The sequence below is a fragment of the Luteimonas sp. RIT-PG2_3 genome, assembly GCF_054902115.1.
This window is the reverse complement of record NZ_JBUBPF010000021.1, coordinates 1-18,895: the sequence shown is the minus strand read 5'-3', so window position 1 is coordinate 18,895 and position 18,895 is coordinate 1. Positions and strand designations below refer to the sequence as shown.

Genomic DNA, 18,895 nt, shown 5'->3' with positions numbered 1-18,895 from the left:
GGCCTCGGCGCAGTTGCCACGAACACGAGCGGAATGTCGAAGACCCCATCCACTGGACGCAGCCGGGCCGCGAAGGCGCCGCCGTTGGTCGAGGCCGAAATCCAGGTCGAGAGCTTCCGGCAGGTCCGCAATGCCCACCGTCTGGAGCTGACCGAGGACTATGTCGAGCTGATCTCGGACCTGATCGTCGATGGCGGCGAGGCCCGCCAGGTCGATATCGCGGCGCGGCTCGGTGTCGCCCAGCCGACCGTGGCACGGACGCTGAAGCGGCTGGCACGCGACGGTCTGGTCGTGCAGCGACCGTATCGCGGCGTGTTCCTGACCGAAGCGGGCGAAGCGCTCGCCAGCGCCAGTCGCGAACGGCATCGCACGGTCGAGGAATTCCTGCTGGCCCTGGGCGTCCCCGAGGACATCGCCCGCCGCGACTCGGAAGGCATCGAGCACCATGTCAGTCGCGAAACGCTGGCGATCTTCGCCGAATTTGCCGCTAAAAATCGTCGCTGACCGTTAGCATCCGGCTTCTGGCCGCCCGGCGATTCTGAGCGGGCGGCGGGCTTGAGGCTGACCGGCCACCGCGAATCGCACGTCGCAGCCCATGGCCCCGGCTGCAGACACCGCTGGCGACGGCCATCTCGACAACGGCAATGAAGACGACAGCGGCTATCGCGCACTGCACCGGATCTGGCATCCGCTCTGGGGCGACCGGCGCCAGGAGCTTGCGATCATCGGCATCGGGCTGGACCAGGCCGCGACGACCACCTTGCTCGATGCCTGTCTGCTCGACGATGCCGACATGGCGATGGGGCCGCAGGCATGGAGGGGGCTGGCCGATCCGTTCCCGTCCTGGTCGCGCGCGCCGGAGGCGTGATCGGCCGGTGCCGGCCACGCCGGGCCGCGCGACTCAGCCTTCGCGATTGAACAGCTTGACCACGCTGGAGAAGTCGAGGCCGCCGTGGCCCTGCTGGCTGTTCATCGCGTACAGGTTGCGCGCCAGTTCGCCGAGCGGAATCGACGCGCCCACGCCCATCGCGGCCTCGGCCGCCAGGCCGAGATCCTTGAGCATCAGGTCGTTGCCGAAGCCGCCACTGTAACCGCGCGACGCCGGCGCGTTTTCGAGCACGTCGGGCCAGGGATTGCAGACTTCGGTCGCCCAACTGCGGCTGGTGCTGACCGCCATCATCTGCGACAGCACCTTGGGATCCAGGCCATGCGCCACGCCCAGCGAGATCGCCTCGCCGGTCACCGCCATGATCACGCCCAGCGCCATGTTGTTGCACAGCTTGGCGACCTGGCCGGCACCGTTGGCGCCGACGTGGAAGATGTTGCGTCCCATCGCCTCAAGCACCGGCCGCGCGCGCTCCAGCGCCGCCGCGTCGCCACCGACGATGAAGGTCAGTGTGCCGGCCGCAGCGCCAGCGGTACCGCCAGAGACCGGCGCATCGATCATCTGCAACCCGCGCGCGGCGGCGGCGTCGGCGACCTTCTTGGCCGATGCCGGCGCAATGGTGCTGCAGTCGATGACCAGGGCGCCCGTCGTGATCGCCGGCAACAGGCCGGCCTCGCCGAGATACAGGCCTTCGACGTGCCGGCTTGCGGGCAGCATCGAGATCACCACCTCGGCATCGGCAACGGCGGCGGACGCACTCGCGGCCACGCCGGCGCCGGCAGCACGTGCGGCATCGAGCGCAGCGGCGCTGAGGTCGAACACCTGCAGCACGTGGCCGGCCTTGACGAGGTTGGCGGCCATCGGCCCGCCCATATTGCCCAGACCGATGAAAGCGATGCGGCTCATGCTGGTGTCTCCGTGTGGATGGGGATAGGGGTTGCGGCCGTAGACGCCGCCGTGGCCTCGGTCATGCGGTGTCGGGATGCGTCATCGCGCGGATGGTCGCGCCTACGACAGATCCGCCAGCGGATGCTGTCCGCGTGGCCAATGCGGCGGGGTGAAGAACGGCGCCGCCCAGGCGGCACTGGCAGCTGCCAGCGTTGCCGGCTGCCAATGCGGCGTGCGGTCCTTGTCGATCAGCAGGGCGCGGATGCCCTCGGCGAAATCGCCATGTGCGGCGCAATGCAGGGCGACGATGAATTCCAGCCGGAAGGTCTCGGCCAACGACAAGGTCGCGGCATGCCGCTGCAGTTCGAAGCCCAGCCGCGCCGAGCCCGGCGCACCCGCGGCCAGGGTCGCCTGCGCGGATTGCAGCCAGCGGTCGTCGCGCGCATCGATCCGCGCGATCGCCGAGACGATCGCGTCGAGGTCGTCGTGCGCGCAGGTCGATGCCAGCAGGTCGGCATGTTCGCGCAGCGGTCCCGCCGCGGCCGGCGACGCGAAGCGCGCCAGCACTGCGCTCAACTGCGCGCCCGTCTGCGTGTCGTCGCCGGACCAGGCTTCGGCGCGCAACGCATCGAACACCGCATCGCGGCTGGCCTCGGGCACATGCACGTCGGCCAGGCCGGCGTGGATCGCGTCGCCGGCATTCAGTGGCGCACCGGTCAGCGCGAGGAACAGGCCGGTGCGATCGGGCACGCGCTGCAGCAGCCAGCTGCCGCCGACGTCGGGGAACAGGCCGACGCTGATCTCGGGAAACGCCAGCTTCGAACGTTCGCTGACCACGCGATGGCTGGCACCCGCCATCAGGCCGATGCCGCCGCCCATGACGATGCCATGGCCCCAGCACAGGATCGGCTTGGCGTAACGATGGATCCGATGATCCAGGCGATATTCGGTTTCGAAGAACGCCGCGGCATGCGCGTTGTCGAGCGGATCGCTGCGGCCTGCCTCGCTGTACGCACGCATGCTCGCGTACAGCGCATGCAGATCGCCGCCGGCACAGAAGGCCTTCTCGCCCGCGCCCTGCAGTACGACGAGCGCGATCGCCGGATCCGCGGCCCACGCGAGCAGGTGCGCATCGAGCAGCCGCGCCATCTCCAGCGAGAATCCGTTGAGCGTGCGCGGCGCGTTGAGCGTGGCGATGCCGATGCGACGGCCGCCGCCGGCTTCATGCTCGGCGAACAGCACCGGTGCGTCCGGCTCGGCAACGGGCGCGATGTCGGTCGACGACGGCGTGGCCTGGCTCATGCGTTCTTCCAGGACGGTGCGCGCTTTTCGAGGAAGGCCTGCACGCCTTCGGTCTGGTCGGCGCTGTCGAACAGGTCGACGAAGGCCTCGCGTTCGCTGACCAGGGCGGTCGCATGCGATTGCGTGCGCGTAGCCTGCACCAGCGCCTTGCAGGCGGCGATGCTGGTCGGGCTCTGCCTGGCGGCCTTGGCCGCCCATTCCAGCGCGCGTGCCCGTGCCTCGCCTTTGCCGACGACGTCTTCGACCAGGCCGATCCGCAGCGCGGTGTCGGCGTCGACGCGTTCGCCGAGCAGGATCATCCGCTTGGCCCAGCCTTCGCCGACCAGGCGCGGCAGGTTCTGGGTGCCGCCGGCGCAGGGCAGCAGGCCGACCGTGGCTTCCGGCAACGCCATCTGCGCATGCGTTTCGGCGATGCGCAGGTCGCAGGCCAATGCGCATTCCAGGCCGCCACCCATCGCATAGCCGTTGATCGCGGCGATGCTGACGCCGCGGAATGCGCTGAGCGTTTCGAAGGCGGCGCCGAAACGCTTGGCGGCCTCGCGCGCGACGGCCTTGTCGCCATCGGCGAATTGCTTGAGGTCGGCACCGGCGCAGAAGAACTTCTCGCCTTCGCCGATGATCACCAGCGCGTAGATGTCGTGATCGCCCTCCAGCGCGCGCACCAGGTCGCGCAGTGCCGACAGGCTGTGCACGGTCCAGGTATTGGCCGGCGGATTGGCCAGCGTGACGATCGCGGTGTGGCCGTCGATCTCCAGCGTCAGGCCGGTCCAGTCGCGGCGGCGGTAGTCGCCCTTGGCATCGTCGCCGGTCACATCATCGCCCCTCGCGGCAGCGCTCATCGCAGTTCCTCTTCGGTGTTCAGCAGGTGGCGCGCGATGATCACGCGCATGATCTCGTTGGTGCCTTCGAGGATCTGGTGGACGCGGCTGTCGCGCAGCAGGCGCTCGACCGGATACTCGCGGATGTAACCATAGCCGCCATGCAACTGCAGCGCATCGTTGCAGATCGCAAAGCCGGCGTCGGTGGCGAAGCGCTTGGCCATCGCACACCAGACGCTGGCGTCGCTGCTGCCGGCATCGAGCTTGCGCGCCGCGGTGTGCACCATCTGCCGCGCGGCGACCAGTTGCGTGGCCATGTCGGCGAGCTTGAATTGCAGCGCCTGGAACTCGGCCAGCGCCTTGCCGAACTGGCGGCGCTCGCGCATGTAGCGGCGTGCCGCGTCCAGCGCGCCCTGGGCCGCGCCCAGCGAGCAGGCGGCGATGTTGATGCGGCCGCCATCGAGGCCCTTCATCGCGATCTTGAAGCCTTCGCCTTCCTGCCCGAGCAGGTGATCGGCCGGCACGCGCACGCCTTCGAAGCTGACGCCACGCGTGGGCTGGCTGTTCCAGCCCATCTTTTCTTCCTTGCGGCCATAGGTGATGCCCGGCAGGTCGGCCGGCACCGCGAACGCGCTGATGCCGCGCGCGCCTTCGCCGCCGGTCCGCGCCATGACGATCAGCATGTCGGTCGCGCCGGCGCCGGAGATGAAGGCCTTGCTGCCGTTGATGACGTAGTGGTCGCCATCGCGCACCGCGCGCGTCTTCAGCGACGCCGCATCCGAACCCGAACCCGGTTCGGTCAGGCAGTACGAACCGAGCTTCTGCCCGGCCGCCATCGCCGGCGCCCAGGCCTCGCGGACAGCGTCGGTGGCCCACGTCGCCAGCATCCATGTCGCCATGTTGTGGATGGTGACGTAGGCGCCGGTCGAAGGATCGACGGCGGCGAGTTCCTCGAACACCAGCGCCGCGTCCAGCCGGGTCAGGCCGGAGCCGCCGGCACGCTCGGGCGTGTACAGCCCGCAGAAGCCGAGCTCGCCGGACTTCTGCACGACGTCCTTCGGAAAGATGCCTTCGGCATCCCAGCGTGCGGCATGCGGCGCCAGTTCGGCCTGTGCGAAATCGCGCGCGGCCTCGCGGTACGCCGCCTGCTCTTCGGTCAGCCCGGTGGTGGCATCGATCATGTCGGGCGCGCTCACTTCAGGCTGATCGTGGTGTTGACGCCATGGCCCAGCGTCTCGTCGTCGAACCAGCGCGCGGTCACGGTCTTGGTCTGCGTGTAGAACATCACCACCTGCTTGCCGTACGGGCCGAGGTCGCCGAGCTTGGACGCGCGCGAACCGGTGAACGAGAACAGCGGCACCGGCACCGGGATCGGCACGTTGATGCCGACCTGGCCGATGTCGATGTCTTCCTGGAAGCGACGCGCGGCCGCGCCCGACTGCGTGAACAGCGCGGTGCCATTGCCATTGGGATTGGCATTGATCAGTTCGATGGCCTCGTCCAGCGTGTCGACCGCCAGGATCACCAGCACCGGCCCGAAGATTTCCTCGTCGTAGATGCGCATGCCCGGCTTGACGCCCGAGAAGATCGTCGGGCCGACGAAGTTGCCCTTCTGGTAGTCGCCCGACAGCGTCGGGTTGCGGCCGTCGAGTTCCAGCGTGGCGCCCTGTTCGATGCCCGACGCGATCAGCGCCTCGACGCGTTCGCGCGCGGCACAGGAAATCACCGGGCCGACATCGGTGCCGGCCTCGGTGCCGCCATTGACCTTCAGCGTGCGCGCCTTGGCGACCAGTTCGGGGATCCAGCCCTGCGCGTCGCCGACCAGCACCGCGGTCGACGCGGCCATGCAGCGCTGCCCGGCGGCGCCGAACGCTGCGCCGGCCATCGCGTTGAGGGTCTGTTCCTTGTTGGCGTCGGGCAGCACGACGGCGTGGTTCTTCGCGCCCATCATGCATTGCACGCGCTTGCCGGCCAGCGAGGCGCGGTTGTAGACGTGGGTGCCGACCCTGGTCGAACCGACGAACGACACTGCCTTGATGTCGGCGTGGTCGCAGATCGCGTTGACCACGTCGGGACCACCATGCACGACGTTCAACACGCCCTTCGGGATGCCCGCTTCCAGCGCCAGTTCGACCAGGCGCATCGTCACCAGCGGATCCTGCTCGGACGGCTTGAGCACGAAGGTGTTGCCGGTCGCGATCGCCATCGGGAACATCCACAGCGGGATCATCGCCGGGAAGTTGAACGGGGTGATGCCGGCGCAGACGCCGAGCGGCTGCAGCAGGGTGTAGGTGTCGACGCCATTGGCGACGTTGTTGGCCAACTCGCCGAGCTGCAGGTTGCCGATCGCCGCGGCATGCTCGACGACCTCGAGGCCACGGAACACGTCGCCCTCGGCATCGGGCAGGGTCTTGCCCTGCTCGGAGGTCAGGATCGCGGCCAGCTCGGCCATGTTCTCGCGGATCAGCTGCTGGTACTTCAGGAAGATCCGGGCGCGCGTGCCGATCGGCGTCTTGCGCCAGGTCTTGAACGCGGCCTGCGCGGCGGCGACGGCGGCATCGACCTCGGCCGGGGTCGCGAACGGCACCCGCGCCAGCACCTGCTGGGTCGCCGGATTGACGACATCGCGCCACTCGGCGGTCTTCGACTGCACGAATTCGCCGTTGATCAACAACGGGACCTGGGGGAGTGCGGAAGACATGCCTGGACCTCGGATGCGATAAAGGGATTCGCATTATTCGCAAATTCGATGACGGCCCGGCCTGCGCCAAGCGGTTAATCGTGCGAACATTTGCGACATTCCTGCGAAGCTTGCGAAGATCATCCCGCCATGCCACGCGCCAAGCGCTATATCGGACCCCGGCTGCAACGGCTGCGCGAACAGCGCGGCTGGAACCAGGCCACGCTGGCGCAGGCGCTGGCCATTTCACCGAGCTACCTGAACCAGATCGAGCGCAACCAGCGCCCCCTGACGCTCCCGGTGCAGGCCCGCCTGGAACAGGCGCTGGGCCTGCAGCCGGGGCTGTTCGACGACGACGATCCCGCCGCCCTGGTCGGCGAACTGCGCGAGGCGCTGGCCGAGCTCGGGCATACCGGCACCCCGCTGGCCGGCCTGGACCTGCTGGCCGGACGCCTGCCCGAGGTCGCCCGCCTGCTGCTGGACCTGCAGCGGCAACAGCGCGCGACCCGCGAACGCGCCGACCTGATGGCCACCCACCTCGGCGATGCCGAACTGGCCGGGCCCGACGGCGACCCGGTCCGCGATTACTTCAACCGCCGGCGCAACCATGTCGCCGAACTCGACGATATCGCCGAGGCCACCTTCCACGCCCAGGGTCTCAGCGCCGGCCAGGTCGCGCCGCGGCTGCGCCAGCGCCTGCTCGATGCGCATGGCGTGCATGTGGTGCTGATCGACGACCTCGACGGCAAGCGCCATTTCGATGCCCCCAGCCGCACGCTGTCGCTGCCCGGTTACCAGCAGCCCGGCCAGCAGGCCTTCCAGATGGCCGCGCAACTGGCCCTGCTGGAACATCGGGGCCTGATCGACCAGCTGATCGCCGATGCCGGTTTCCACGACGGCGGCCACCTGCAGGCCGAACGCATCGCGCAGGCGCGGATCGGCCTGTCCAACTACTTCGCCGCCGCGCTGGTGATGCCCTACGGCCTGTTCCTGGAGGCCGCCGAACAGCGTCGCTACGACATCGACTGGCTGGCGCACCATTTCGGCGTCGGTTTCGAAGCGGTCTGCCACCGCCTGAGCACCCTGCATCGCCACGGCCGGCCGGGGCTGCCGTTCTTCTTCGTGCGCGTCGACCGCGCCGGCAATGTGTCCAAGCGCCACTCGGCGACCGACTTCCACTTCTCGCATGTCGGCGGTTCGTGCCCGCTGTGGATCGTCTACGAGGCCTTCAACCAGCCCGGACGCGTCCTGACCCAGGTCGCGCGCATGCCCGACGGCCGCAGCCACTTCTGGCTGGCACGACAGGTCGAGAGCGGCCCGATCGGCCACGGCCAACGCCGCAAGACCTTCGCGGTCAGCCTGGGCTGCGAGCTGCGCCACGCCGAGCGCCTGGTCTACTCGCGCGGGCTGGACCTGCACGATCCCGGCAACGCGACCCCGATCGGCCCGGGCTGCAAGGTCTGCGAGCGCCTGGACTGCGTGCAGCGCGCGTTCCCGCCGTTGCGCCTGTTGCGGCGCTGAATTTAAGGTTCTTCTCCCATGTGCGTGTCCGTGTGTGCCGAGCAGCAGGCGTCATCGGCTTCGTAACCCACATCGCCCCGGCCGGCGGACTGATGTCTTCGACGGTTGAGGGCATGCGTCGAGAACGCTCCCGACACCCTGATCGTGACGCGCGAGGCAGTGGTCGCGGGCGGAGGCTGCGTCGAGCACGTCATGGATGGCGTGCGCCCGAGTCAGGGCAGGATGCCCTGACCGAGGGGAGAGCAGCCGGAGCCCGCGACCACTGTGGATCCAGAACCAATGAACCGGCTTTTGAAGCCTTTTCTCGTCTCCCACCTCAGAAAAAGCAGACACGTTGTCGGCTGCGGAGACCGCGTCGCCCCGTCCGGGATTGCTGCCCGGCTCGATCAGCCCGTGCCGCGGTGCCGGATGGGCCGAGGTCTTCGACCGATCAAGCACGCACCGAAGAACTTTCCCCGCGGCGGTCATGACGCGCACTGCATGTGCATGCTTCCCCGCAGTTGGGTGAAGAACCGAATTTAAGGCGCTGGGGCTTGCGGCGCTGGGTTTGCGACGCCGGGGCGCGCCCCGGGCTCCAGGCCCCGGCACATCGCGGCCGGGGCGGGAAGGCGCTCGCCAGATCAGGCGATCGACGCGCGGTAGATCGATTCGATGCCGGCGTCGAGGCGCTGGTTGAAGTCCTCGTCGCTCTGCTGCGCGCTCAGGCCCTCGGTCAGCGCGCGGCTGAAGCTGGCGACCACGCCGGGGTTCCGGGCCAGCCTGGCGTTGGCATCGTCGCGGCTGTAGCCGCCCGACAGCGCGACGACCTTGAGCACCGACGGGTGCGCGACCAGCTCGGCGAAGTCGCCGTCGACATCGGGCAGGGTCAGCTTGAGGATGACCGGGGTCTTGGGATCGACCTGGTCCAGGCGCGCCAGCAGGCCCTGCTTCAGCGTGACCTCGATCGCGGCCTTGTCGGCGGACTTGATGTCCACTTCCGGCTCGATGATCGGCACCAGGCCGGCGTCGAGCACCTGCTGGCCGAGCTCGAACTGCTGGTCGAGCACGGCGGCGATGCCGTCGGCGTTGTTGGCCTTGATGACCGAACGCTCCTTAGTGCCGAACACACCCTTGGCCTTGGCGCGGGCCAGCAGCTCGGACAGGCCCGGGATCGGCTTCAACAGCTGCACGCCGTTGGCCTCGTCCTCGAGCCCCTTGTCGATCTTCAGGAAGGGCACGACCTGCTTGGTCTCCCACAGGTAGGTCGCCGCCTCCTGGCCGCCGAAACTGTCGTCGAGCGTGCGCTCGAACAGGATTGCGCCAAGCACGCGCTCGCCACTGAAGGCCGGGCTGGTGACGATGCGCGCGCGCATGCCATGGACCAGCGCGAACATCTCGGCATCGCTGCTGTAGGCCGAGGGCTCCACGCCATACAGGCTGAGGGCCTTCGGCGTACTGCCGCCGCTCTGGTCGAGCGCGGCGATGAAGCCCTTGCCCGAGGCGATCCGGTCCAACTGCTGCTGATTCACTGCCACGGGTGCTCCTTTGCGATCTGCTGTCTGTGAGAAATGCTGTATTGGAGAACGGCCGCGCGCGGCGGTACCGGCCGGCCATGATACCGCCGGCGGCGCGTCACTTCCGCCTGAAAAGCCGCCCGCTGGCTCCTCGCCTGCCCCGATGCAACCTGCTGTTGTCCGCAATGGAATCACCGCGACGGCCAGCGCCGGGGCTTCCCTGATAACCTGCGCACCCCGCCCGGTGACATCCCGCCGCCTTGTCCAATGCCTTGATCACCTTCGAGCAGGTCCACAAGTCGTTCCGCGTCGGCGGACGCGACGTGGCCGCGCTGCAGCCGCTCGACCTCGAGATCCGGGCCGGCGAAGTGTTCGGCATCATCGGCCATTCCGGTGCCGGCAAGTCCACGCTGCTGCGGCTGATCAACGGCCTGGAGACCCCGAGCGGCGGCCGCCTGGTCGTCGACGGCCAGGCGCTGGGCGCACTGGATGGAGACGGCCTGCGCGCGCTGCGCCGGCGCGTCGGCATGATCTTCCAGCACTTCAACCTGCTGTCATCGAAGACCGTCCTCGACAACATCGCATTCCCGCTGCTGCTGGCCGGCACACCGAAAGTCCAGGCCCGCGCCCGCGCCGACGAGCTGCTGGCCCGCGTCGGCCTGGAAGCGCATCGCGACAAATACCCCGCGCAGCTGTCCGGCGGCCAGAAGCAGCGCGTCGGCGTCGCCCGCGCACTCGCGACCGGCCCGAAGATCCTGCTCTGCGACGAGGCCACCAGCGCGCTCGATCCACAGACCACCGCCTCGGTGCTGCAACTGCTCGACGGCATCAACCGCGAACTCGGCCTGACCATCGTGCTGATCACCCACGAGATGGACGTGATCCGTCGCGTCTGCGACCGCGTCGCAGTGCTCGATGCGGGCCACCTGGTCGAGATGGGCCCGGTCTCGGACGTCTTCCTGCATCCGCGGCATCCGACCACGCGCCGCTTCGTCGCCGAATCCGAAGCCATCGACGATGGCGTGCTGCATGACGACATGGCGCATGTCGAAGGGCGCCTGCTGCGGCTGACGTTCACCGGCGCCGACACCTGGCAGCCGCTGCTCGGCCGCGTCGCGCGCGATACCGGCATCGACTACACGATCCTCGCCGGCCGCATCGACCGCATCAAGCAGCTGCCCTACGGCCAGTTGACGCTGGCCCTGGTCGGCGATGCCGATCGCGCGGTCGCGCGCTTCGTCGAAGCCGGCGTGCATGTCGAGGAGTTGTCACGATGAGCATGCAACGATGAGACTGCGTTCATGAGCGGCACGCTTGCGACCTGGCTCCCGAACCTCGATGCCGGCAAGTGGTCGGAGATCGGCAGCGCCACCGTCGACACCCTGCTGATGCTCGGTGGCTCGCTGCCGCTGACGCTGTTGATCGGCCTGCCGCTGGGCGTGCTGCTGTTCCTGACCGGCCCGCGCCAGCTGCACGCACGGCCGGCGCTGTACGGCGTGATGGCGCTGCTGGTGAACCTGTTGCGCTCGGTGCCTTTCATCATCCTGATGATCGTGCTGATCCCGCTGACGCTGAAGATGATGGGCACCTCGCTGGGCGTGCGCGGCGCGATCCTGCCGCTGGTCATCGGCGCGGCGCCGTTCTATGCGCGCCTGGTGGAAACGTCATTGCGCGAGATCGACCGCGGCATCATCGAGGCGACACTGGCGATGGGCGCGACGACGCGCCAGCTGGTGACCCGCGTGCTGCTGCCCGAAGCGCTGCCCGGCCTGATCGCCGGCGCCACGGTGACGACGATCGCACTGATCGGTTTCACCGCGATGGGCGGCGCGATCGGTTCGGGTGGACTGGGCGACCTGGCCTACCGCGACGGTTACCTGCGCTCGCGCACCGATGTCGCGGTGGTCACCGTGGTCGCGCTGCTGGTGCTGGTACAGGTGCTGCAGATGCTCGGCGACCGCCTGGTCGCGCATTTCAATCGTCGCTGAGCCGAGCCGTCCGTCCTGACGCGGGCAATCCGAAGGCCCCATGGTGGTGTCGGGCGGCAAGCACGCCCGGCATCGGAAAACAGATAGGGGCTCTCGCATTTGCCGGCCCGCACTGGCATGCGCTGCGTCCGCGCGCGATCATGACGGGGCCTCCCGCCCTGCCTGCCAACCCGATGAAGATCTCCCAGCGCGCCCAGTCCATCGCTCCGTTCTTCGCCATGGAGGTCGGCAAGCGCGCCGCCGAGCTCGAGGCCCAGGGCCATCGCGTCATCAAGCTCAACATCGGCGAGCCCGACGAAGGCGCGCCGCCGGCGGTGCTGCAGGCGCTGCACGACACCGTCGATTCGGCCCCGCTCGGCTACACCGGCGCCCTCGGCCTGCCGGCGCTGCGCGAAGCGATCTCCGGCTTCTACCGCGACCGCCATGGCGTCTCGATCGACCCCGGCCGCATCGTCGTCACCGCCGGCGCGTCGGCCGCCTTGCTGCTGGCCGCCGCGGCGCTGGTCGATGCCGGCGACGACGTGCTGGTCGGCGATCCCTCGTATCCCTGCAACCGCCAGTTCATGGCCGGCTTCGGCGCCAACGTCCGGCTGGTACCAACGACCGCGGCGACGCGCTACCAGCTCGACATCGACCTGGTGCGCTCGCACTGGCGCGACGAGACCCGCGGCGTCATCGTCGCCACGCCGTCCAACCCGACCGGCACCTCGATCCCGCCGGCCGAACTCGATGCGATCTGCGCCTGGGCGCGCGCGCATGGCGCGTGGCGCATCGTCGACGAGATCTACCTGGACCTGGCCGACAGCGACGCGCAGGGGCGACCGCCGCGCAGCGTGCTCGCGGTCGACGACGGCGCGATCGTCGTCAACAGCTTCTCCAAGTATTTCGGCATGACCGGCTGGCGGCTGGGCTGGTGCGTGGTGCCGGCCGAACTGGCGCCGGCCATGGAGCGGCTGGCGCAGAACTACTACATCTGCCCGTCGACGCTGGCCCAGCATGCCGCGCTGGCCTGCTTCAGCGCCGAATCGCTGGCGCTGTGCGAAGGCCGCCGCGCCGGCTTCTCGCAGCGTCGCCAGCAGGTGCTGGCCGGCCTGGCCCGCATCGGCCTGCCGGTCCCGGTCGCACCCGACGGCGCGTTCTATGTCTACATCGATGTCAGCGGCACCGGCCTGGAGGCATCGCGCTTCTGCGAGCTTGCGCTCGAGCAGGCGCACGTGGCGCTGACGCCCGGTCGCGATTTCGGCCATTGCAGCGCCGACACCCATGTCCGCCTGTCGTATGCCGCGGCACCGGAAGAGCTGGCCGAAGGCATCGCCCGGCTCGGTCACTTCCTCGACCGGCTGCAGGACGGCTCGCTGCCGCGCTGACGCGCAAGATCGCTGGCCCGGCGCGGCGCCGGACACGCGGCGCGCCTTCGACAGCGACGTTGCAAGCCATTCCTCGTCAAATGCGTCGGCTGGATGCGTCGGCCACCGTGTCGGACGAAGGCGCCGGCTGAACGCGGCCGCGGATCGCACGCCATGCAGCGTGCGGCCGGACACAGTTTTCCGTGCAGGCGCTCGTGTCGGCGAAACCGGGTTTGCTATCGTGCCCGCTGCCCCATCACGAATTCCCCACGATGCCCCTGTTCCCCCGTGTCCTGCTCGCCGGCCTCGTCCCGGCCCTGGTCCTGGCCGTTGCCGCCTGCTCGCAGCAGGCCCCGTCGACCACGCCGCAGGAGAAGCTCAGCGTCGCCGCGACCGCGATCCCGCATGCCGAGATCCTGGAAGTGGTCAAGCCGCTGCTGGCCGAACAGGGCGTCGACCTGCAGATCCGCATCTTCAACGACTACGTGCAGCCCAACGACCAGGTCGTGCAGAAGCAGATCGACGTCAACTACTTCCAGACCGAGCCCTACCTCGACGCCTACAACCGCGATCGCGGCACCGGCCTGGTGACCCTGGTGGGCGTGCACATCGAACCGTTCGGCGCGTACTCGCGTCGCTTCAAGACGCTCGAAGCCCTGCCCGAAGGCGCCGACGTCGTGATCCCCAACGATCCCAGCAACAACTCACGCGCACTGATCCTGCTGCACCACAGCGGCGTCATCACGCTGAAGGATCCGACCAACGCGCTGTCGTCGTTGAAGGACATCACCGCCAACCCGCGCAAGCTGAAGTTCCGCGAGCTCGACTCGGCGATGCTGCCGCGCGTGCTCGACCAGGTCGACCTGGCGCTGATCAACACCAACTACGCGCTCGACGCCGGCCTGAACCCGGCCAGCGACGCGCTGGCGATCGAAGGCAAGGACTCGCCCTACGTCAACTTCCTGGTCGGCCTGCCGGACAAGCGCAACGACCCGCGCGTGCAGAAGCTGATCGCCGCGCTGACCAGCGACCAGGTCCGCACCTACATCCAGCAGACCTACAAGGACGCCGTACTGCCGGCGTTCTGAACTACTTTTATTGCAACTGTGGGAGCGGCCATGGCCGCGCCTACAGGATTGCGATCCCGGCATCGGCCAGCGCAGCGCGCGTCGCGACATCGCCATCGGGCGTGACCGGACGCGTGAGGTCCCACAGGAAGCCGACGCGGAAGCCCTCGGCACGCGCATCCTGCGCCGACCACAGCACGCAATAATCGCGCGCCAGGCCGCAGACATGGACTTCGTCGATCCCGCGCTCGCGCAGCCAGCCGGCCAGACCGGTCGGCGGACGCGTGCCATCGGGCCCATGGTTGCTGCGGAACGCGCTGTAGGAATCGATGCCCGGGTCGCCCCCCTTGCGCAGGATCATGTCCGCCACCGACCAGTCGACGCGCGGATCCAGCACCGCGCCGGCGCTGCCCTGCACGCAATGGTCGGGCCACAGCACCTGCGGATACCCGTGCAGCACGATGGTCTCGAACGCCGCGCGACCGGGATGGCTGGACGCGAACGACAGATGCCCGGGCGGATGCCAGTCCTGGGTCGCGACCACGGTGCGATAGCGACGCGATGCCAGCAGCGCGGCGATACCGGGCGCGATGGCATCGCCTTCATGGCAGGCCAGCGCCCCACGCGGCATGAAGTCCGGCTGCAGGTCGACGACCAGCAGGGCGATGGAGGCAGGCAGGCGCGACATCGAAGGTCTCCGCAGGAACCGGGGACGCCAGCCTAGCAGGCCGACGCCGATGGCAAGAGCCAAGCCCCTGCGCAGGAGCGGCCCCTGCTACGGAATGCCGTCCTTCGGCGCCGCATCGTCCTTCGGCTCATCGCCGTAATACAGCACGCCGATCTCGATGCGCTTGCGACCCTGCGTGCGGCGGTAGCGATTGCTGTCACGCAGCGAATAGACGCAACCGCAATACTCCTGCTGGTAGAAGCGCTCGCGCTTGCTGATCTCGATCATCCGCGACGCACCGCCGCCCTTGCGCCAGTTGTATTCCCAGTACGTCAGATCGGGATATCGCGCCGCCGCGCGCTGGCCGCAGCCGTTGATCTGGTCCATGTCCTTCCAGCGCGAAATGCCCAGTGAGCTGCTGATGACCGGGAAGCCGTGCTCGTGTGCGTACAGCGCGGTGCGCTCGAAACGCATGTCGAAGCACATCGTGCAGCGCACGCCGCGCTCGGGTTCGTGCTCCATGCCGCGCGCCCGCGCGAACCACTGGTCGGTGTCGTAGTCGCAGTCGACGAAGCCCACGCCATGCTGCTCGGCGAAGCGGATGTTCTCGTCCTTGCGCAGCAGGTACTCGCGCTGGGGATGGATGTTGGGGTTGTAGAAGAAGATCGTGTAGTCGATACCCGACGCCAGCAGCGCCTCCATGACTTCGCCCGAGCACGGCGCGCAGCACGAATGCAGCAACAGCGGCCCGGCGCTGTCGCCGGGCAGGGTCAGGACAGGGCGCTCGATCGCGGTGACGGCCGTCGTCGCCGCAGTGTCTTCGATCGCGTCGTTACTGTGATGGGTGTTCCCGATGGATCTGTTCATCGCAGGTCTCCCGTCTGCGGACTACGGCCCCGGCGCGCGTATCGCACGCCGGGGCCGACCAGGGGTGCGATCAGGCCGCGGCGACGTCGGTATCGGCACCGCGCAGGATGCGCGCGGCCTTGACCATCGCTTCCAGCGCCGCACGCGTTTCCGGCCATCCGCGCGTCTTCAGGCCGCAATCGGGATTGACCCAGATCTGCTCGGGCTTGAGCACGTCACGGGCCTTGTGCAACAGGCCGGTCATCTCGCCGGTGTCGGGCACGCGCGGCGAATGGATGTCGTAGACGCCCGGACCGATCTCGTTGGGATACTGGAACTTCACGAACGCATCCAGCAGCTCCATCCGCGACCGCGAGGTCTCGATCGAGATCACGTCGGCATCCATCGCAGCGACCGCGGCGATGATGTCGTTGAACTCCGAGTAGCACATGTGGGTATGGATCTGGGTCGCATCGGCAACGCCCGCGGCACTGATGCGGAAACTCTCGACCGCCCAGTCCAGGTACGCCGCCCAGTCGGCACGACGCAGCGGCAGGCCTTCGCGCAGCGCAGGCTCGTCGATCTGGATGATGCCGATGCCGGCCGCTTCCAGGTCCAGTACTTCGTCGCGCAGCGCAAGCGCGATCTGTTGGCAGGTCTGCGCCCGCGACTGGTCGTCGCGCACGAACGACCACTGCAGCACCGTCACCGGGCCGGTCAGCATGCCCTTCATCGGCCGCTGGGTCAGCGACTGCGCGTACTGCGACCAGCGTACCGTCATCGGCGCGGGACGGGTCACGTCGCCAAAGATCACCGGCGGCTTGACGCAACGCGAGCCGTAGCTCTGTACCCAGCCATTCCTGGTGAACGCGAAGCCATCGAGCTGCTCGCCGAAGTACTCGACCATGTCGTTGCGCTCGAACTCGCCATGCACCAGCACGTCGATGTCGATCTCCTCCTGGAAGCGCACGCAGCGTGCGGTCTCCTCGGCCAGGAACGCATCGTAATCGGCATCCGACAACTTGCCCGACTTGTTGCGCGCACGTGCCTCGCGCACTTCCAGCGTCTGCGGGAAGGAACCGATCGTCGTCGTCGGATATTGCGGCAGCCCGAAGCGCGCGACCTGCGCCTGGCGACGCTGCGGATAGGCCGACACACGGCGCCCCGCGGCATCATCCAGCCTGGCGACGCGCGCGGCGACCTCCGGCTTGTGCACGCGCGGCGACTGGCGCCGCGACTCGACGCGCGCACGCGCCTGGGCCAGCCCGTCCTCGGCACCCGGCGCGCCCGACACGGCATCGGCCAGCACGCGCAACTCCTCGATCTTCTGGCGCGCGAACGACAGCCAGGACAGCAACTGCGGATCCAGCGACTTCTCATGCGCGAGATCGACCGGCACGTGCAGCAGCGAGCACGACGGCGCCAGCCAGACGCGGCCCGCGCCGAGCCGCGTCACCGCATAGCGCGCCAGGATCAGCGCGTTGTCGAGCTGGGTGCGCCAGATGTTGCGGCCATCGATCAGGCCCAGCGACAGCACGCGACCGCTGGGCAGCGCGTCGACCACCTCGCTGAGCTGCTCCTTGCCCCGCACCAGGTCCACATGCAGGCCATCGACCGGCAGCGATGTCGCCAGGCCGAGGTTGTCGCCGAGCGGACCGAAGTAGGTCGCCAGCAACAGCTTGGGCCGCGTGGCCTTGCCCAGCACATCGTAGGCATGGCGGTATGCAGACTGGCTCGCCTCATCGAGATCGAGCACCAGGCAGGGCTCGTCGATCTGCACCCACTGCGCGCCGGCGGCATGCAAACTGCCAAGCAATGCGACATAGGCCGGCAGCAGCGCGTCCAGCAAGGTCAGCGCATTGCTGCCGTCCGTGGTCTTGGCCAACCGCAGGAAGCTGACCGGCCCCAGCAGCACCGGGCGCGTCTGCAAGCCGAGCGCCTTGGCTTCCAGGAACTCTGCGACCGGCTTGTCGCCGCGCAGCGAGAACGCCTGGCCGGCCTCCAGTTCAGGCACCAGGTAGTGGTAGTTGGTGTCGAACCACTTGGTCATTTCCAATGCATGCAGGTCGATGCCATCGCGCTGATGGCCGCGCGCCAATGCGAAGTACCCGGCCAGCGCATCGGCATCGGCAAGCGCGCGGTAACGCGCCGGGATCGCGTCGAACAACCAGGCCGTGTCGAGCACCTGGTCGTAGAACGAGAAATCGTTGCTCGGCAGCACATCGGCACCAGCATCACGCTGCAGCGTCCAGTGGCGCTGACGCAGCTCGCGCGCGGTGGCGTGCAGCGCATCGGCATCGCTGTCGCCGCGCCAGTACGCCTCCAGCGCACGCTTGAGTTCGCGCTTCGCGCCGATGCGCGGGAAGCCCAGGTTGGTGACGGCTGTCGTGGCAGCGGTGGATGGTGCGTGGGTCGCGGTGCTCATGGTTGTCCTCGGATCGAACGGATCGATGGAGGAGCGAAAGCCGCCGCACGCGCCGCCGTCCGCGATCGCTCGCAGAAAGCACAGCCGCCAGCGACCGCCGCCCCCTCGGGCAGGCCGGGATCGCTTGGTTCGGTCGCAGGGATACGGCGCGGCGCCGTGGGCGTCGCGCGACATCCCGGCGACCTCCCCTCGGAGACCCCAGGTCGAACGACGGCCACGACCTTGTGATCGGGTGGACGCCGGCCATGGCAGGTCTTCGGGCTCGTGGACAGGGCACGCGATGCGTACCGCCTACTGTCCGTCGCTTCCCGGCTCGGCGTGTTGCCTTGCCAGTGCTGATGACGGGGGTCGTTTCCACCTACCGCTGCGGGGCAGCGCCGGCATGGGACTGACAGGCAGTCCGCACCGGCTTCCCTTTTAATTCCATCTCTTCATCTGCATGAAAGGATAGAAACCGTTGGCGATGCGCAAGCTACGCCGGTTTGGCGATCCGGTCAAGGAGGAGGTGGTGGACGTGACGGGCCGGCTTGCCGATGCCATCGGTCCGCTCGGCCTGGACGCGATGGGCGTGGTGGCCAGCCCAGCGGCACCAAGCGTCGGCGGGACGATCAACCGCCACACCGTTCGCGCCTGATGGCGTCGCACTGCACGCATCCCGATATCGCGGCAAAGCAAGTGACGCCACCGGGTTTGGATGGGCAACCCGCTTGACGCCACGCGCATCCGCGGGCGCACCCGCATCCAACCACCAGACTTCGCGCGTATGCAGCGTGCCGGGAGATATCGGGGTCTGCTCGCCGTCATAAGACTTATCGCGGTGCGCTTGCCGTCTATATAGGCATGTGGTTGGCCACAGGCCGTGACCCTCGTAAGACAAACCCATGATGTGCTTAGGATTTTCCTGCGTTGACGGGCCGTTCCCCCAACATGCAAACTCCGATAAAGCCCCCACACGGGGTCTACTAGTA

The 18,895-nt window shown here is 68.4% G+C and carries 17 protein-coding genes and 1 riboswitch; of the genes, 8 read left to right on the top strand and 9 right to left on the bottom strand.

Annotated elements, in window-relative coordinates; genetic code table 11:
- The first annotated feature begins 33 nt into the window (after positions 1-33).
- A complete protein-coding gene (gene mntR, locus ACYX7E_RS18675) occupies positions 34-504 on the top strand; it encodes a manganese-binding transcriptional regulator MntR (protein WP_462082121.1) in 471 nt (156 codons plus the stop codon).
- Between the two features lie 91 nt (positions 505-595).
- Complete coding sequence (locus ACYX7E_RS18670) at positions 596-868, top strand: hypothetical protein (RefSeq protein ID WP_462082120.1); 273 nt, start codon at positions 596-598, stop codon at positions 866-868.
- A 33-nt stretch (positions 869-901) separates the two neighbouring features.
- On the opposite strand, the gene mmsB is transcribed toward ACYX7E_RS18670, so the two are convergent.
- From mmsB to ACYX7E_RS18645, 5 genes are all read right to left on the bottom strand, one after another.
- Positions 902-1,792, bottom strand: coding sequence for a 3-hydroxyisobutyrate dehydrogenase (mmsB, locus tag ACYX7E_RS18665; protein WP_462082119.1), 891 nt, complete (start codon positions 1,790-1,792; stop codon positions 902-904).
- 102 nt (positions 1,793-1,894) lie between these two features.
- Positions 1,895-3,076 (bottom strand): enoyl-CoA hydratase/isomerase family protein, encoded by a 1,182-nt coding sequence (locus tag ACYX7E_RS18660; RefSeq protein WP_462082118.1) that lies wholly within the window; start codon positions 3,074-3,076, stop codon positions 1,895-1,897.
- Positions 3,073-3,915, bottom strand: coding sequence for an enoyl-CoA hydratase (locus tag ACYX7E_RS18655; protein WP_462082117.1), 843 nt, complete (start codon positions 3,913-3,915; stop codon positions 3,073-3,075). The genes ACYX7E_RS18660 and ACYX7E_RS18655 overlap by 4 nt, the downstream gene beginning before the upstream one ends.
- Positions 3,912-5,075, bottom strand: coding sequence for an acyl-CoA dehydrogenase family protein (locus ACYX7E_RS18650; protein WP_462082133.1), 1,164 nt, complete (start codon positions 5,073-5,075; stop codon positions 3,912-3,914). The genes ACYX7E_RS18655 and ACYX7E_RS18650 overlap by 4 nt, the downstream gene beginning before the upstream one ends.
- Positions 5,076-5,086: 11 nt before the next feature.
- Positions 5,087-6,595 (bottom strand): CoA-acylating methylmalonate-semialdehyde dehydrogenase, encoded by a 1,509-nt coding sequence (locus tag ACYX7E_RS18645; RefSeq protein ID WP_462082116.1) that lies wholly within the window; start codon positions 6,593-6,595, stop codon positions 5,087-5,089.
- Positions 6,596-6,724: 129 nt separating this feature from the next.
- Between ACYX7E_RS18645 and ACYX7E_RS18640 the strand changes: the two genes are divergently transcribed.
- On the top strand, positions 6,725-8,095 hold the full coding sequence (locus tag ACYX7E_RS18640; protein ID WP_462082115.1) for a short-chain fatty acyl-CoA regulator family protein: 1,371 nt from the start codon (positions 6,725-6,727) through the stop codon (positions 8,093-8,095).
- A gap of 620 nt (positions 8,096-8,715) precedes the next feature.
- On the opposite strand, the gene ACYX7E_RS18635 is transcribed toward ACYX7E_RS18640, so the two are convergent.
- Positions 8,716-9,609: a fructose bisphosphate aldolase gene (locus tag ACYX7E_RS18635; protein WP_462082114.1), complete on the bottom strand. Its 894-nt coding sequence runs from the start codon at positions 9,607-9,609 to the stop codon at positions 8,716-8,718.
- 251 nt (positions 9,610-9,860) lie between these two features.
- Here ACYX7E_RS18635 and ACYX7E_RS18630 point away from each other — a divergent pair, with 251 nt between their 5' ends.
- From ACYX7E_RS18630 to ACYX7E_RS18615, 4 genes are all read left to right on the top strand, one after another.
- A complete protein-coding gene (locus ACYX7E_RS18630) occupies positions 9,861-10,865 on the top strand; it encodes a methionine ABC transporter ATP-binding protein (RefSeq protein ID WP_462082132.1) in 1,005 nt (334 codons plus the stop codon).
- A 24-nt stretch (positions 10,866-10,889) separates the two neighbouring features.
- Positions 10,890-11,576, top strand: a complete 687-nt coding sequence (locus ACYX7E_RS18625; protein WP_462082113.1) for a methionine ABC transporter permease — start codon at positions 10,890-10,892, stop codon at positions 11,574-11,576.
- Between the two features lie 173 nt (positions 11,577-11,749).
- Positions 11,750-12,943: a pyridoxal phosphate-dependent aminotransferase gene (locus tag ACYX7E_RS18620; RefSeq protein ID WP_462082112.1), complete on the top strand. Its 1,194-nt coding sequence runs from the start codon at positions 11,750-11,752 to the stop codon at positions 12,941-12,943.
- A 251-nt stretch (positions 12,944-13,194) separates the two neighbouring features.
- On the top strand, positions 13,195-14,010 hold the full coding sequence (locus tag ACYX7E_RS18615; RefSeq protein ID WP_462082111.1) for a MetQ/NlpA family ABC transporter substrate-binding protein: 816 nt from the start codon (positions 13,195-13,197) through the stop codon (positions 14,008-14,010).
- Positions 14,011-14,050: 40 nt separating this feature from the next.
- Here ACYX7E_RS18615 and ACYX7E_RS18610 read toward each other — a convergent pair whose 3' ends face one another.
- The 3 genes from ACYX7E_RS18610 to metE form a co-directional block, all read right to left on the bottom strand.
- Positions 14,051-14,677 carry a nicotinamidase gene (locus tag ACYX7E_RS18610; protein WP_462082110.1) on the bottom strand — a complete coding sequence of 209 codons (627 nt, stop codon included), beginning with the start codon at positions 14,675-14,677 and terminating at the stop codon, positions 14,051-14,053.
- 87 nt (positions 14,678-14,764) lie between these two features.
- Positions 14,765-15,523 (bottom strand): epoxyqueuosine reductase QueH, encoded by a 759-nt coding sequence (locus tag ACYX7E_RS18605; protein WP_462082109.1) that lies wholly within the window; start codon positions 15,521-15,523, stop codon positions 14,765-14,767.
- A gap of 70 nt (positions 15,524-15,593) precedes the next feature.
- Positions 15,594-17,927: a 5-methyltetrahydropteroyltriglutamate--homocysteine S-methyltransferase gene (gene metE, locus ACYX7E_RS18600; RefSeq protein ID WP_462082108.1), complete on the bottom strand. Its 2,334-nt coding sequence runs from the start codon at positions 17,925-17,927 to the stop codon at positions 15,594-15,596.
- A gap of 230 nt (positions 17,928-18,157) precedes the next feature.
- Positions 18,158-18,401: riboswitch (cobalamin riboswitch) on the bottom strand.
- Between metE and ACYX7E_RS18595 the strand changes: the two genes are divergently transcribed.
- Positions 18,385-18,561 carry a hypothetical protein gene (locus tag ACYX7E_RS18595; protein ID WP_462082107.1) on the top strand — a complete coding sequence of 59 codons (177 nt, stop codon included), beginning with the start codon at positions 18,385-18,387 and terminating at the stop codon, positions 18,559-18,561. It overlaps the preceding riboswitch by 17 nt.
- Positions 18,562-18,895: the final 334 nt, after the last annotated feature.